The following is a 16,545-nucleotide window of genomic DNA, read 5'->3' on the forward strand; positions in this document are numbered from 1 at the left end:
GACGCCCCCGAAGCGAGATGAGTCCCTCAACTTCGCGCCAGGGGCGATGAAACCGGCGTGAACCCTGCGCGCCGGTAGATACCTTCGCGGGTCAGTGCGCGGGCACGCCCATTTCCTTCAGCAACTGCGGCGCGGGATAGACCTTGTCCATCAGCCAGCGCATATAGCGCAGGTCGACGTGGATGGCACGCTTGTAGCGCGGATCGAACATCCAGCTCGCACTCACCGCTTCCCAATTGCTGTCGAAGTTGAGGCCGACCAGTTCACCCTTCGCATTGAGCACGGGCGAGCCGGAGTTGCCGCCGGTGGTGTCCAGGTTGCTCAGGAAGTCGACCGGCATGGCGCCCGACTTCGCATCGGCGTAGCCCTCGTAATCACCCTTCGCGATGGCGTCGAGCAAGGGCTTGGGCGCATCGAACGGCACCGCGCCGGTGTTCTTCTCCACGATGCCGGCCGTGGTGGTCAACGGTTCGTACGACACGGCGTCGCGCGCTTTCAAGGGCGTGACCTTGCCGTAGCTCACGCGCAGCGTGGAGTTGGCATCGGGATACACCGCCCTGCCCTGTTTTTCGCGGAAAGCGATGAGTGCATCCATATAGGCGGGGCGCAGGCGCAGCAGATCGCCCTCGCGTGCCTTGCGTTCGTCTTCCACGCGCAACAGGGCGGGCTGCAACTGCGCCGCGAGCGACAGCAGTGCGTCGTCGGACGTGCGCACGGCCTCCGGCTCGGCTTTCAGCCAGGCCAGGCGCTGCGCTTCGTCGCCAAGATGCGTGGCGCCGTAGAGCTGATCCAGCTTCTGCGACAATGCCTGGGGCGTGCGGCCGAACGCGGCGTCGAATTCCGGCAGGCGCTGCGCATCGGGCAGCTGCTGGTAGCGGGTGAGCAAGGCGGTGAGCAAGCGCTTCTCGATCTTCGGATCGTAGCGGCGCTGCACCTGTCGCAAGGTGCCGCCGATCAGCTCCTCGTCGCGCACCTGATAGCCCGCCTCGCGCTGGGCGTCCGGGCTGGCACGCTCATGGGCCAGGCGTTGCAGCGTGATCGCCGAACGCATCAGCTGCGTCTGCGACTGCATCAGGGCCAGCAGAAGATCGCGCTCGCGCGTGGCATTGGCGGCGGCGATCAGCCGGCTCACCTCGTCGATCTGCGGACGCAGCATGGCTGCCTGCGGCTGGCTGGCGAGCCACGCGAGCATGGCGTCTTCGTCCTTGCGGCGCACGGCGACCGCATCGCTGCGCTTGAGCCCGTCCAGCTCGCCCTGGAAACGCTTGATGCTGTTCTTCAGCGATTGCAGCTGGGAGGCATAACGGATCGCCGCCTGCCGGTCGTCGCGGCCGGTGTCCTCGATGATGCGCTGCAGTTGCTGCATCACCTCCACCGTGGTCGGCAGGCGCCACTGCACCTGATCGGCGAACTCAGCCGCCGTGCGATGGCGATAGGTGATGCCCGGATAACCGGCCAGCATCACGAAATCGCCTTCGCGCACACCGTCGCGCGCGACCTGCAGGTGCGCCGGCGGGTGATAGGGAACATTGTCCTTGGCGTAATCGGCGGGCTTGCCGTCCGGGCCGACGTAGGCACGCAGCAGCGTGAAGTCGCCGGCATGACGCGGCCAGACGAAGTTGTCCACCTCGTCGCCATAGTTGCCGATAGCGCGCGGCGGTGCGTACACCAGGCGCACGTCGCGCAGCTCGAGCTGCTTCACCAGGTAGAAATCGCGGCCATAGAACATGTTGACCACGCTGCAACGCACGCCGGGCTCGCGTTCGCATTCGGCCACCAGCGTCTTGCTGATCGCATCCACCGCGTCGAAATACGCGCGCCCCCTCTTGCCCTTGGCCGCCGCGAGCACCTTGTCGCTGATCCTGTCGAAGCCGGTGGTGACGCGCAGCCGGAAATCCGGGTTGGCGGGCAGCTCTTCCCCGCGCTCGTGCGACACGAAACCGTTCTGGATCAGGTCGCGCTGTGCATTGCTGTTGTACTGGATGACGCCGAAGGCCACGTGATGGTTGGTAAGCACCAGGCCATCGTCGCTGACGAAGGAGCCCGTGGCGCCGCCGACCTTCACCACCGCGTTGAGCGGCGCCTTGGTCAGGTCGGCCAGGTCGGCCGGGTTGCCCTGGAAACCGGCGGCGCGCAGCGGCTTGCTGATGGAGGGCAATTGCGAAGGCATCCACATCCCTTCGTCCGCCTGCGCGGCGGGCGCAAGCACCATGGCCATCGCCAGACCCAGCTTCCTCAAACGCATCATATTCCCTTAAGTCACCGCAATAACTTGCGACATTAGAACGAAGCCGCCCGTGTCGGCAACGCTGCGCCGCACACCGGATCACCGGCAGGATGGCGCGCCTTCGCCCACCGGTGGCGGCAGAGCCAGGAACACCGTGCTCCACAACTGTGCAGCGTTGGATTCGTCCTCGTGCGCGCCCTCCGCGCCGAACGGTTCGATGCGGTAATGGCCGTTGGCATACGACCAGGACCACAGCTCCGAGGTACGCATGGAACCGGCCGCGCAGATCACGCGCCACAACGCGGTTTGCGCGGCCGTCAGGTGTGCGCGGGTGGTTTCGGGCAGGTCGGTGCGCGCCAGCTGGCGCTTCAGTCCGGCCGCCATGATCGCCTGTTGCCAGGCCCAGACCACGGTGCCGTGATATGCGTTGTTGCCGAAGCGCGGCCACACCTCGTGATCGGCATACGCGGGATTGGCCACCACCATGCCGGCGTCGGTGATCAGCCCCGCCGGAAAGGGACGCATCAAGGTGCCGACGTCACGATCCAGCGTGGCCGCATCCGGATGGCCAAACAGCAGGCCAAAGCCTTCGTCCGAATTCAGCACGGGCACGGGATGTCCCTCGGCATCCAGCGAAATGGCGGGAAACTGCAGCGGCGCGTTGCCCAGCGACTTCAATGCGGCGGCATCCGCCACGCCGATCTGCTGGGCGTAGTCGCGCACCTGTTGCGCGGCGCGCTCGTTGGATAGATTGACGGTGAACAGCGCGCCGGCATGACGCTCCCAATCGCCCGCGCTCGCGGCGGCGGCGCGCAGGCGCGTGCGTTGCGCCGGCGTGGTGTAGTCGTCCAGCAGGCCCGCGTCGAGGAACTGGCCGATGGCGCGCAGCGCCGCCGGCATCCACACGGCATTGACGTCGTAGGGATAGCGGCCACGACCAATGCCTTCATTGCTGTCGCGCCACTGCCCCACCTTGGCGTTGGGCTTGAGCGCGACCAGGTTGGAATACACCGGCTTGCGCGCGAAGGCCTCGCTGCTGGCCGCGACGAACAGCAGGTTGCGCACCAGCGCGTCGCCCTGCCGCTGCCCGTCGACCTTGCTGGCGAGGAACGCGCGTGCGCCATCGCGGCCGCGCGGATCCTCCAGCAGCCACGCGGCGGCGACCGGCGGCAGCATGTAGTCGTCGTCCACCATCACATAGTCGTAGATCGGCGAGGCCGAAGATTTGCCCTGCTCCTTCAGATGCTGGAGCACCGCGAATTCGCCGATGCCCTCCTCGTGCGCGACCTGGCCGTCCGGCGAAAGCCGCGCCAGCACCGACGCGATGCCCGCATCCACGGCGGCGGGCTGCAGCACCGGCATCAGCAGGCGCAGCGACATCAGGGTGTCGCGTCCGAAATAGGTGTCGAAGCGCCAGGAGCCGGCGAGGAACTTCTCGCGATAGCTGAGGAACTGCAAGGCCTGGCGGCTGCGCGCGTCCGGCTGGGCCTTGTCGTTGAGCAGATCGGTGAACGGCGTCAGCGGCGTCTCGCCGGTGCTGGCCTCGATGCGCAGATGCACGGCCTCGCCGGCGCGATCGGGGTGCAGCGCGATACGGCCGTCCTCGCGCACGAAGCGCCCGTCGTTCGTGCTCAGCGCGATGGCATAACCCGGGGCGCCGTCCAGCCGCGGACGTTCCCAACGGACGGAGCGCTCCGTCAGCTGCGGCTCGGCGACGATCTTCGGCGTGGCGGCGGCCTGTTCCGCATAACCCTGGCCCAGCTGGTAGTCGCGCAACACGCGGATGCTGCCCAGCACGGCGTCCTTGATCACCAGGGTATCGCCCGTGACGGTGGCCTGGGCGGCGATGCCGTTCAACACGTGGCCGTTGACGGTGTGCGTCAGGCCGGTGACCGGCCCCAGCGTCCACCGCACGCGCGTGATGGTGGGCTCGAACCAGATTCCGGCGCCGCTGTTCCCGGCGGGAAACGCCACCAGGATGCGCGGCTTGTCGCCGGAATTGAGCAGCAGATTGGCAGCCACGTTGCCCTGCTGGAAGAACGCGTTCTCGATGTTGCCCTCGGTGATGCGGAACTGCAGCGGCGCCGCAGCCGCGGGTGCCTGGGGCTGCACCGCCCATGCCGCCGGCAACGCTGCCAGGCCCACGACCAGCGCCATCGAAGCGGCGGCCGAACGCCACCAGCCTTTCCGCCCCGCCGCCCCTGCCGGCCGGCCCATCGTCTTCAAACGCATGCTCCCACCTCCGTCCAGCGACGTGCAAAGCTGCGACAGTAAAAGGCAAGGTACCGGATGGGCAACGCTGCAGTGCAGGAAGCCCCGGCTCCGCCCGGCTTCTATAATGTCGGTTTTCCCGCCCATCCCCACGGAAATCCCATGCCTCAGATGATGAAAGCCCTGGTCAAGCGCAACCCCGAACAGGGCATCTGGATGGAAGAAGTGCCCGTCCCCGAGGTCGGCCCCAACGAGGTGCTGATCAAGATGGAGAAAACCGCCATCTGCGGTACCGACCTGCACATCTACAAGTGGGACGACTGGTCCCAGCGCACCATCAAGCCCGGCCTGACCATCGGCCACGAGTTCGTCGGGCGCATCGTGGAAATCGGCCCCGGCGTCACCGGCTACAAGATCGGCGACCGCGTCTCGGCCGAGGGCCACATCGTGTGCGGCCACTGCCGCAACTGCCGCGCGGGCCGCCAGCACCTGTGCCCGAACACCATCGGCATCGGCGTGAACCGCAACGGCGCCTTCGCCGAATACATGACCATGCCGGCCTCGAACCTGTGGCCGATCCCGGACCAGATCCCCTCCGAGCTGGCCGCCTTCTTCGACCCCTACGGCAACGCCGCGCACTGCGCGCTGGAGTTCGACCTGATCGGCGAGGACGTGCTGATCACCGGCGCCGGCCCCATCGGCATCATCGCCGCCGGCATCGCCAAGCACGTGGGCGCCCGCAACGTGGTGGTCACCGACATCAACGACTACCGCCTGAAGCTGGCGGCGGACATGGGCGCCACGCGCGTGGTGAACGTGGCCAACCAGTCGCTGAAGGACGTAATGAAGGACCTGCACATGGAAGGCTTCGACGTGGGCCTGGAAATGAGCGGCAACCCGCGCGCCTTCAACGACATGCTCGACTGCATGTACCACGGCGGCAAGATCGCCCTGCTTGGCATCCTGCCCAAGGGCGCCGGCATCGACTGGGACAAGGTGATCTTCAAGGGCCTCACCCTGCAGGGCATCTACGGCCGCCGCATGTACGAGACCTGGTACAAGATGACCCAGATGGTGCTCACCGGCTTCCCGCTGCAGAAGGTGCTCACCCACCAGATCCACATCGACGACTTCCAGAAGGGCTTCGACCTGATGGATGCCGGCAAGTGCGGCAAGGTCGTGTGCTCCTGGAACTGAGCGAATCCTGTCACACCCCGGGTTTCCAACCGGAAAATCCATGCTGAAATCTCGGCCGCCCTAGTACACTCGGGCTCAGGGCGGCCGACAGAATCGCTGGGATTGTGAAGGTGCAGGGCATTGAGCCTGTTCACGGTCCTCGCGTGGTCCGCGCCGGGAGTTGTTTGCCCGCCAGACAAGGAAGAACGAGGGAGTGTATGTCGATACACGACCGAGTGATGACGCGGGCTGGTGGGCAAACAAACCCGGCCCAGAGGGTTGCTCACCTGCGGCTGCCTGGACATGGCCCGCGGCTTGACCTGACCACCAGTCAGGCGCCACGCCACGATCCATGCCCAGGCAGCCGCAGGTGAGCAACGCGAACGACGCGAGGACCGTGAACAGGCTCAGAAGCCATGCACGGTCGGCGCGATGTCATGGGAGCATCGTGATGGCAGGCCTTTTCAGCAACCCTCGTCTGGCCGCAGGACGCGACCGCGCCCTCGCCATCGCCAAGTCGCGCCGCACGCGCAAGATCAGCCTGATCCTTGCCATCGTGGTGGTCGTGTTCGGCGTTCTGGGCTTCCTCGCCGCGCCGGGCATCATCCGCAGCCAGATCGAGAAGCATGCCTCGGCGGCGCTGCAACGCCCGGTCACGCTGGGGGCGGTGCATCTGAATCCTTATACCTTGCGGCTTGAGCTGGACCAACTGCACATCGCCGACCAGGACGGCAAATCATCCTTCGTCGATATCGACCAGGCCGTGATCAATGCGTCGTGGTCGTCCGTGTTCCGCCTGAAGCCGGTGCTGGACGAGCTGTCGCTGCAAGGGCCGCGCATCCACTTCGTGCGTACCAGCGACCAGCGCTTCAACTTCAGCGACATCATCGACCGACTGAACGCCACGCCGTCGGACCCGAACGCCCCGCCCACGCGGTTCGCCATCTCCAACATCAGCGTGCACAACGGCGACATCCAGTTCGACGACGACGCGCTGAAGACCAAGCATCACGTCGAGAACCTGGAACTGGGCATTCCCTTCATCGCCAACCTGCCCAGCGACACCGACGTCTTCGTGCAACCGCTGCTGTCGATGAAGGTGGATGGCAGCCCGCTGCGCGTGGAAGGCCATACCAAGCCCTTCGCGGACAGCCGCGAATCCACCGTGGGTTTCCGGCTCGACCGCTTCGACCTCGCGCGCTACATGGGCTACGTGCCCGCCAAGCTGCCGGTGGCCATACCCAAGGGCCTGCTCAGCGGCGATCTCACCCTGCACTTCGTGCAGGCCAAGCCGGCGCCGCAGCTGCAGCTGACCGGCAAGCTCGCATTGGATGATTTCGCGCTCAACAGCAGCGACGGCCAGGCGATCCTGACTCTCGGCAAGGGCGCGGCGGACCTGACCGACGTGCAACCGCTGCAGTCGCGCTACGTACTGGGCACGCTGACGCTGGATCAGGCGCAGCTCTATTACACGTCCACGGCGGATGGCCGCAGCAACTTCGACACGCTGACCGCGCCTTCGCCGCAGCCCGCCAACACCAAGGCCCAGCCGACCGACTTGCGCATCGGCTCGATCACGCTGGCCAACAGCGCCATCCACTACGGCAACGCCACCGGCAAGATCGACCTGGGCAAGCTGCATGGCGGCATCCAGGGCTTGAGCATGCTCCCCGCGCCACCGGCAAAACTCGATGTGACGTCGGAGTTCTTCGGCGGCGAGCTCTCCATGAAGGGCACGGTGGATCTTGCCAAGGACAAGCTGCTGGCGACGCTCAACACCAGGCAGGTCGACCTGGCGCCGCTGCAGGCCGCCACCTACCAGGGACTCGCGGCGCGCCTGACCGGCGGCAAGCTGGACTCGATCGGCCAGCTGCAGGTGGATTGGGGCAAGCCGTTCAACGTGCACCTGAGCGACGCCCATACCACCGTCACCGATTTCGCGATGGAGCCGCAGTTCAAGGGTCACGGCTCGCCGGTGGCGTGGAAGACGCTGGAGTCGGAGATCAAGCTGATCGACCTGGCCACGCAACAGGCGCAGCTTGGCACGGTGAAGGCAACGGGATTGGCGCTCGACGTCCAGCGCAACAGCAACAAGTACATCAGCCTCGTCGACCTGTTCGCCGCCAAGGACGCGCCCAAGAAGAAAGCCGCGGACAACAGCCCGCCCTGGCACTGGAGCATCGAGCACCTGGCGTTCGACAACGCCGCCGTGGTGTTCACCGACCTCGCCGCAGGCGGCAAGCCGGTGAAGATCAAGATCGACTCGCTCAGTGGCGGCATGGACAACCTGAGCGACAAGCTCAACGAACCGCGCGAGATGAAGTTGTCGGGCAACGTCGACAAGGGCAGTTTCACCGCCAACGGCAAGGTGCAGCCGCTGCCGACGCTGGCGGACATCCAGCTCGATACCAAGCGCCTGGATATCTCCACCTTCCAGCCGTACATCAGCGTGCCGCTGAACGTGACCATTTCCAGCGCGCGCGTCAGCAGCAGCGGCAAGCTGCATTACGACGGCCGCAGCGCCGAACCCAAGCTCACCTACAAGGGCAATGCCGCGCTGGAACAGGTGCGCATCCAGGACAAGCTCACCGGCGACGACTTCCTGCGCTGGCGCACGCTCAGCGGCAACCAGCTTGACGTCTCCTACGGCTACGGCGCGCCGCGCATGCACGTGGGCACCCTGGTGCTCAGCTCGTTCTACGCGCGCATGATCGTCAACTCGAACGGCACACTGAACCTCACCGAGGTCGTGGCCAATCCGGAACAGGCCCCCGTGTCGGTGACGCGCGGCGAGAACGAGCAGCCCGTCGCCGGAGCCAAACCCGCCGAGGCGACGCCTGGGCCCGCACCGGCGCCTGCCCCGGCGGTCGCAGCGACGCCGGCGCCCGCCTCCTCCGCGCCGACGGAGCCGGCGGCCGATATCCGCATTGGCGGCGTCACGCTGGTCAACGGCCAGCTCAACTACACCGACAACTTCATCAAGCCCAACTACACCGCCAACATGACCAAGGTGACCGGCAAGATCGGCGCCTTCGGCACCAAGCCGGGCGATCCGCCGGCCGACCTGTCGGTGCAGGCGGCGTTGAACGACGACTCCCCGATCGACATCGACGGCACCATCAACCCGCTCCAGCCCGTGGCCTTCCTCGACATCAAGGGCAAGGCCAACGAGGTGGAGCTGACCGGCATGAGCGCGTATTCCACCAAGTACACCGGCTACCCCATCACCGCGGGCAAGCTGACGGTGGACGTGCACTACATGCTGGACCAGCGCAAGCTCAATGCGGACAACCACATCTTCATCACGCAGCTGACCTTTGGCGATCGCGACGAGAGCCCGGGCGTCAAGCATCTTCCCGTGAAGCTCGCCGTGGCGCTGCTGAAGGACACGCAGGGCAATATCGACGTGAACGTGCCGGTGTCCGGCTCGCTGGACGATCCGCAGTTCAGCATGGGCGGCCTGATCTGGCGCGCCATCGGCAACCTGATCGCCAAGGCGGCCACCGCGCCGTTCCGACTGCTCGGCGCCGCCTTCGGCGGCAGCAACCACGAAGACCTGGGCTATGTGGAGTTCGATCCGGGCTCGGCCGTGCTCGACAAGAACGCGCAGGAGCGCCTCGGCAAGATCGTCGCCATGCTCAACCAGAAAACCGCGCTGAACCTCGACATCATCGGTCGCGTCGATCCGTCGAAGGATCAGGACGGCCTGCGCAAGGTCACCGTGGACAACATGGTGCGCCGCCAGAAGGCGCTCGACGACGGCGGCAAGAACGCCGACACCTCGGACGCGGCGCTCGCCGCGGTCAACGTGACGCCCGACGAGTACGACAAGTACCTCAAGCGCGCGTACAAGGACGACGACTTCAAGGGCAAGCCGAAGAACTTCATCGGCCTCAAGAAATCGCTCGAACCCGATGACATGCGCAGCCTGATGGAAACCAACGTGGCCGTTGACGATGCCGCCATGCGCGACCTCGCACAGCGCCGCGCCGCCGCCGTGCAAAGCTGGCTCAAGGGCAAGCTGGACGACAAGCGCGTATCGATCAAGGACCCCAAGCTCGATGCCAAGGGCATCGACGACAAGGGCCGGACGACGCGGGTGGAGTTCGGGTTGCATCAGTGATGCTTCGGCGTGGCAGAGCACGCCAAAGCAAGGCCAAAGCGCCAATCCGGCGAAACACCACCTGAGCCGTCATTCCGGCGCAGGCCGGAATCCAGTGGCGAGAGCATTCGGTTTTCGCCACAGGGCAGACGCCCTTTTGAAGATCCCTGTGGCGCCTCGTGAAAACCGGGCGATGTCGCTACTGGATTCCGGCCTGCGCCGGAATGACGGCCCATTGCAGCCCACGGCGAGTCGGCCAGCCGATTCCTTCCCACCCAGCCCCCAAGGGGTCAAAATAGCCTTTTGACCCAGCTGGAATTCCCCCATGAGCTACCCCGGCCAGTCGCGCTTCGCCAGCGAACTCGAATCGATCCGTGAGCAGGGCCTGTTCAAGGCCGAGCGCATCATCACCTCGCCGCAGTCGGCGAAGATCCGCCTCGACAGCGGCAAGGAAGTGCTCAACTTCTGCGCCAACAACTACCTGGGCTTGGCCGATCATCCCGACGTGATCCAGGCGGCCAAGGACGCGCTGGACACGCACGGCTTCGGCATGGCTTCGGTACGCTTCATCTGCGGCACGCAGGACCTGCACAAGGCGCTGGAGAAGAAGATCGCCGACTTCTTCGGCACCGAGGACACCATCCTCTACGCCGCCTGCTTCGATGCCAACGGCGGCCTGTTCGAGCCGCTGCTGGGCGAAGAAGACGCGATCATCTCCGACGCGCTCAACCACGCCTCCATCATCGACGGCATCCGCCTGTGCAAGGCCAAGCGCTTCCGTTACGCCAACTGCGACATGGCCGACCTGGAAAAGCAGCTGCAGGCCGCCGACGCTGCCGGCGCACGCACCAAGCTGATCACCACCGATGGCGCCTTCTCGATGGATGGCTTCATCGCGCCGCTCGACCAGATCACGGCGCTGGCCGAGAAGTACAACGCGCTCGTGCACATCGACGAATGCCATTGCACCGGCTTCCTCGGCGACACCGGCCGCGGCTCGGCGGAAGTCAACGGCGTGCTGAACAAGATCGACATCATCACCGGCACCCTGGGCAAGGCGCTGGGCGGCGCGCTGGGCGGCTTCACCACCGGCCACAAGGAAGTGATCGAGATGCTGCGCCAGCGCTCGCGCCCGTACCTGTTCTCCAACTCGCTGCCGCCGCACGTGGTCGCTGCCGGCATCAAGGTGTTCGACATGCTGTCCGCCGCGGGCGACCTGCGCGAACAGGTCAAGGAGAACACGCGCTATTTCCGTGAGCAGATGACCAAGGCGGGCTTCGACATCAAGCCCGGCGTGCACCCCATCGTGCCGGTCATGATCTACGACGCGAAGAAGGCGCAGGCGATGGCGAGCGAACTGCTCGACGAAGGCATCTACGTCACTGGCTTCTTCTACCCGGTGGTGCCGCAGGGCCAGGCGCGCATCCGCACGCAGATGAGCGCGGCGCATACGCGCGAACACCTCGACCAGGCCATTGCGGCCTTCACCAAGGTCGGCAAGAAGCTGGGCGTGATCTGAAACTCGAGCCGTCGCCTTGCCTCACGGGGCAAGGCGACGCGTTCCTGACCAATGCCTGCCAGGAGCCGCCTTCAAGCCCCGGCCTCGCCACCCAGCCGCCGGGCCTCCTCCGGCGACAGATGCCTCCACTGCCCTTTGGGCAACTCACCGAGCGCCAGCGGCCCGATCGCCACGCGTATCAAGCGCAGCACGTCGATACCGTGCGCCCCCAGCAGCCGCCGGATATGCCGGTTGCGCCCTTCGTCCAGCACGATTTCCAGCCACGCGTTCTTTTCACCATGGCGCAGCAGCGTCGCGCGCCGCGCGGCCAGGCGCTCGCCTTCTTCCACGATGCCCTCGACCAACCGGTCGAGCAGCACCTGATCCGGTATATCGTTGACCTGCACGTGGTAGGTCTTGTCCACGTGATGCCGCGGTTCGGTAAGGCGCGCCGCCCACACGCTGTCGTTGCTCAACAGCAGCAGGCCTTCGCTGGCCTTGTCGAGCCGGCCCACCGGTCCCAGCCAGGGCAAGCCGGCGTCCTTCAGCAGGTCATAGACCGTGTCCCGCCCACGCTCGTCGGCGGCACTCACCACGATGCCGCGCGGCTTGTTGAGCGCAATGTAGACGCGCGTGCTCGCGGCCACCGGTGCATCGTCGAGCAGGATGCGCTGCCGCTCCGGATCGGCGGGACGCTCCGGATCGAGCACCACCTTGCCGTCCACCCGCACCCTGCCCTCGCGTATCGCCTTCTCGGCCTGGCTGCGCGAGCACACGCCCATCTTGCTGAGCACACGCGCCAGGCCGTGGCGTGGCGCCGACGACGTGGAGGCGCGTGATGAGGGACGGGACGAACGCATGGGGAAACTCAGGCCAAAGAACGACACCGCGCATGGTAGGCGATACCGCCCACGCTTCGCGCAAAAAGAAAAGCCCGGCTTGCGCCGGGCTTTTCGGTACTGCTGAACAGATCCGATTACTGCTGGACCTGGAGTTCGGTGCGACGGTTCTGAGCGCGGCCAGCGTCCGTACCGTTGTCGCCGATCGGGTCGTTCTTGCCGTGACCGATGGGACCGACCAGACGATCGGCAGTGATGCCGTGCGCGGTCAGGTACTTGTACACGATGGCGGCGCGACGCTCGGACAGATCCTGGTTGTAGGCGTCCTTACCGACCGAGTCGGTGTAGCCGGCAACCGTGACCTTGACCTGCGGGTAACGCTGCAGGGTGTCGACAGCCTGGTCGAGGATGGCGACCGAGTCAGCGGTCGGCTCAGCCAGCGCCTTCTTGATGTCCGTCTCGCCCTTCTTCGGGCGGTCGAACTTGAAGTTGACGCCGCGCAGGTCGATCACGACCTTCTGCGGGCAGCCATCCGGACCGACGATCGTGCCTTCCGGCAGATCCGGGCACTTGTTGTCGCACAGGTTCACGCCGTTGCGGAACTGCTTGGAGCAGTCCGGAGCAACCGGAGCCACCGGGGCCGGGGCCGGAGCAGCAGCCGGCTCGCCGAAGCGGGACACGATGCTGAAGCCCAGGAACCAGTCGCCGTAGCCGTTCTTCGACGGCTGGCTCTTGTCGTCCCAGTCGTAGCGGTAGCCGGCTTCCACGCGGAAGTCGGTGCTGTCGGTGATGGTCTTGGAGACACCACCGCCGAGCTCGGCGGCCGGCGACCAGGCCTTGTCGGCCGGGTTCGAGTGGTAGCTGCCCATCACGCCCACGAGGGCGTACGGACGCCATGCGTTCCAGTCGCCGTAGTAGAAGCGAGCGGCGACGCCGACGTTGTTGTTCGACCAACGCTGGCTGTTGCCACCGTCGATGGTGCGCTTCGTGCGATCGAAGAACACATCGAGCGAGGTGTACGAGTTAATGAAGCGACCAAAGCCCAGGCCGTAGTAGACCTGACGGCTGTTGGTGTTGCGATCGGTATCGTTGTAGTAGCCGCCCACGGTCGGAGCGATGTACCAGCGGTCATCATAGCTCGGCGTGGTCGCACCAGAGGTGCTGTCTTGCGCATGCGCGGCACCCACGCCGCCCAGGGCCAGGGCGATCAGGAAATACAAGCCCTTACGATTCATCAGGTGTCTCCTCGTTTTATTGGTATTTCGCGTCCGTTCCACCCCAGACGGAAAACGCGCGTCAAAACTGACTTCTACTCCGGGACTTTTCCTATCCCGTGCTTTGCGTCCCGATCGAAGGAAGTGTCACAAGATCAAAGCGCGGCGGAGTGTAGCAAAACCGTTAAGAGCATCGCACGCATAAATAGACGCAGGTGGTGAACGCCTGTTCAGGCAGTTGATCGAAAAGCGAACACGCTATCGATCAACTGCGACAATGTGTCACCACAAAACAACGCGTTACTTCGCGATGCGCGCTTGCAAAAAAAGAAAAGCCCGGTTTTCACCGGGCTTTTCTGACTTTCCGAGAGTTGTCGGATTACTGCTGAACCTGCAACTCCGTACGACGGTTGCGGGCGCGGCCTGCATCCGTGTCGTTGGTGTCGATCGGATCGTTCTTGCCGTGACCGATCGGACCATCCAGGCGGCTGGCAGCGATGCCATGCGCAGTCAGGTAGTCGTACACGATCTTCGCACGACGCTCCGACAGGCTCTGGTTGTACGCGTCCTTGCCGATCGAGTCGGTGTAACCGGCGACGGTCACGCGCACGTTCGGATAACGCTGCAAGGTGTCGACGGCCTGGTCGAGCACGGCCAGCGAGTCCTTGGTCGGTTCGGCCAGCGACTTGGCGATGTCCTTCTCGCCCTTCTTCGGACGGTCGAACTTGAAGTTGACGCCGCGCAGGTCGATCACGACCTTCTGCGGGCAGCCGTCCGGACCGACGATCGTGCCTTCCGGCAGATCCGGGCACTTGTTGTCGCACAGGTTCACGCCGTTGCGGAACTGCTTGGAGCAGTCCGGAGCCGGCGGCGGCGGCGGCGGAGCCGGCGGGGCCGGCGGCGCACCGATGCGCGACACGATGCTGAAGCCCAGGAACCAGTCGCCGTAACCGTTCTTGTTCGGCTGGGTCTTGTCGTCCCAGTCGTAGCGGTAGCCGCCTTCCACGCGGACATCGGAACTGTCGGTGATGGTCTTGGACACACCCACGCCCACTTCGGCGGCCGGATCGAAGCCGTGATCGAAGTTGTTGATGTGCTGGCTGCCCATCACGCCGCCGAGCAGGTACGGGCGCCATGCCGTCCAGTCGAGGAAGTAGTAGCGGGCGGCCAGGCCGTAGGTGTTGTTCGACCAACGGCCGCCACCGGCAGCCGCGTCAACGGTGCGCTTGGTGCGGTCGCCGAAGAAATCCAGCGAGAAGTTGGGCGAGAAGAAGCGGCCGAAACCGATGCCGTAGTAGAACTGGCGGCTATTCGTGTTGCGGTCGGTGTCGTTGTAGTAACCGCCAACGGTCGGTGCGATGTACCAGCGATCGTCGTAGGTCGGCGTTGTGGTCGGAGCGGTGCTGCTGCCAGCGGCAGTATTGTCCTGCGCGTGAACGGCGCCTGCGCCGCCCAGGGCGAGGGCAATCAGGATGTACAAGCCCTTACGTTTCATCAGGTGTCTCCTCGTTTATTGGTGTACGCGTCCGTTCACCCCAGACGGGAAAAGCAATCAGGCCGAGGTTCCGAGTTCCCGGTGAAACACGACCTGACTTGAACCAGTGGTGCTTGTTTACCCGAAACGGGCGCGGAGTAGTTTAGCAAAAGTTAAACAATTGCAAATCGACCCCAAACGCCCGTTCATTTTCTGCTCACGCCGTCTTTACAGCGTGAAGAAACCCAGGAAATCCGCGATGGGCATTGCGTCCAGCCCGGCCGGGTCGGCGGTGGCGTTCAGGATGGTCCGGACCTGGCGGGCCGGCAGGTGACCGCGCAGAGCCCCCTCGAACTTCCTCAGCAGGAGCGGGATGCCCTCGGCTCGGCGCCTGCGATGGCCGATGGGATAGTCGACGGTGACCTTCTCCGTATGGGTGCCGTCCGTGAAGAACACCTGGACCGCGTTGCCGATGTAGCGCTTGCCGGGGTCGAAGTAGTCGCGGGTGAACTGCGGGTTCTCGCGGACCACCGTCTTGGCGCGCAGCGCATCGATGCGCGGGTCGGCGGCCACGTCGTCGGTGTAGTCGTCGGCAGTGAGACGACCGAAGATCAGCGGCACGGCCACCATATATTGAATGCAGTGGTCGCGGTCGGCGTAGTCCGCCAGTGGGCCGGTCTTGTCGATGATGCGCATGCCCGCCTCCTGCGTCTCGATCTCTACCCGCTCGATCTGGTCGATCCTGCCCGCCACGGCAGCATGGAGGCGCATGGCGCATTCCACCGCCGTCTGGGCGTGGAATTCGGCCGGAAAGCTGATCTTGAACAGCACGTTCTCCATCACATAGCTGCCGAACGGCCGTTCGAACTGGAAGGCGTCACCCTTGAAGGCCACGTCGTAGTAGCCCCAGGTTTTGGCGGTCAGAGCCGAGGGGTAGCCGACCACATCGCGGTACACCGCATTGATGGCGTGGGTGACGGCGCGCCGGCAGGCGTCGCCCGCCGCCCAGCTCTTGCGCGGCCCGGTATTGGGGGCGTGGCGGTAGGTGCGCAAGGCGCCGTTGTCGATCCAGCTGTGCGATACAGCCGTGATGACCTGCTCCCGCGTGCCGCCCAGCATGGCCGTGGCGACGGCCGTGGAGGCCAGGCGGACCAGGATCACGTGGTCCTGGCCGACGCGGTTGAAACTGTTCCTGAGGGCGTAGCAGCCCTGGATCTCATGGGCCTTGATGGCCCAGGTCAGCACCTCGCGCACTGTCAACCGCCTACCACCCTCGCGCGCGGCCTTGCGGTCGAGGTAGTCGGCGACGGCGAGGATGCTGCCCAGGTTGTCCGATGGATGGCCCCACTCCGCCGCCAGCCAGGTGTCGTTGAAGTCCAGCCAGCGGATCTGGGTGCCGATGGCGAAGGCGGCCTGCACCGGATCCAGCTCGTGGCTAGTGCCCGGCACGCGCGCACCGCCCGGCAGGACGGCACCGGGCACGACCGGCCCCAGATGCTTGACGCACTCGGGAAACCGCATCGCCATCATGGCGGTGGCCAGTGAATCCAGCAGCACGTAACGCGCCGTGTCGTACGCCTCGGTGGAGTCGATCGTGCCGTCGAGCACGTAGCCGGCCACGTCGACCATCTCCTGGTCGGGATCGGGACGCCGGGCGGAACGAAGGTCATGCGCATTCATGGGAAAGCCTCGCAACCTCAAGGGATGTGCCGCACGGATTGTCGAACGGGCGACCATGTTCGCGGCGTGCAGGCCATGGGGCCGTCATCGATAGGCGTCGCCACTCGACCAAGGTCGCGCACGC

At 65.4% G+C, this 16,545-nt stretch carries 9 protein-coding genes; 3 read left to right on the forward strand and 6 right to left on the reverse strand.

The genetic code is table 11. The features are described 5' to 3' along the window. Positions 1-91 precede the first annotated feature (91 nt). Positions 92-2,245 (reverse strand): S46 family peptidase, encoded by a 2,154-nt coding sequence (locus tag BDW41_RS02200; RefSeq protein WP_074547329.1) that lies wholly within the window; start codon positions 2,243-2,245, stop codon positions 92-94. 81 nt (positions 2,246-2,326) lie between these two features. Continuing rightward, on the reverse strand, positions 2,327-4,459 hold the full coding sequence (locus BDW41_RS02205; protein ID WP_074547103.1) for a hypothetical protein: 2,133 nt from the start codon (positions 4,457-4,459) through the stop codon (positions 2,327-2,329). Positions 4,460-4,600: 141 nt separating this feature from the next. Between BDW41_RS02205 and tdh the strand changes: the two genes are divergently transcribed. The 3 genes from tdh to kbl all read left to right on the forward strand — a co-directional run bounded on the left by tdh (position 4,601) and on the right by kbl (position 11,235). Beyond that, positions 4,601-5,635 carry an L-threonine 3-dehydrogenase gene (gene tdh / locus BDW41_RS02210; protein WP_199535249.1) on the forward strand — a complete coding sequence of 345 codons (1,035 nt, stop codon included), beginning with the start codon at positions 4,601-4,603 and terminating at the stop codon, positions 5,633-5,635. Between the two features lie 430 nt (positions 5,636-6,065). Beyond that, entirely contained in the window at positions 6,066-9,737 is a 3,672-nt protein-coding gene (locus BDW41_RS02215; RefSeq protein WP_074547102.1) for a DUF748 domain-containing protein, read from the forward strand. Positions 9,738-10,041: 304 nt separating this feature from the next. Then, entirely contained in the window at positions 10,042-11,235 is a 1,194-nt protein-coding gene (gene kbl / locus BDW41_RS02220) for a glycine C-acetyltransferase (RefSeq protein WP_074547101.1), read from the forward strand. A gap of 71 nt (positions 11,236-11,306) precedes the next feature. Here kbl and BDW41_RS02225 read toward each other — a convergent pair whose 3' ends face one another. The 4 genes from BDW41_RS02225 to BDW41_RS02240 all read right to left on the reverse strand — a co-directional run bounded on the left by BDW41_RS02225 (position 11,307) and on the right by BDW41_RS02240 (position 16,421). Then, positions 11,307-12,074, reverse strand: a complete 768-nt coding sequence (locus BDW41_RS02225; protein WP_074547100.1) for a pseudouridine synthase — start codon at positions 12,072-12,074, stop codon at positions 11,307-11,309. Between the two features lie 116 nt (positions 12,075-12,190). Continuing rightward, positions 12,191-13,288, reverse strand: a complete 1,098-nt coding sequence (locus tag BDW41_RS02230) for an OmpA family protein (RefSeq protein WP_074547099.1) — start codon at positions 13,286-13,288, stop codon at positions 12,191-12,193. Positions 13,289-13,646: 358 nt separating this feature from the next. Further along, positions 13,647-14,762 carry an OmpA family protein gene (locus tag BDW41_RS02235; RefSeq protein ID WP_074547098.1) on the reverse strand — a complete coding sequence of 372 codons (1,116 nt, stop codon included), beginning with the start codon at positions 14,760-14,762 and terminating at the stop codon, positions 13,647-13,649. A gap of 207 nt (positions 14,763-14,969) precedes the next feature. Further along, positions 14,970-16,421: a bifunctional 2-methylcitrate dehydratase/aconitate hydratase gene (locus BDW41_RS02240; protein WP_074547097.1), complete on the reverse strand. Its 1,452-nt coding sequence runs from the start codon at positions 16,419-16,421 to the stop codon at positions 14,970-14,972. Between the last annotated feature and the right edge of the window lie 124 nt (positions 16,422-16,545).

Source organism: Dyella sp. AtDHG13 (assembly GCF_003201105.1).
GTDB lineage: Bacteria > Pseudomonadota > Gammaproteobacteria > Xanthomonadales > Rhodanobacteraceae > Dyella > Dyella jiangningensis_B.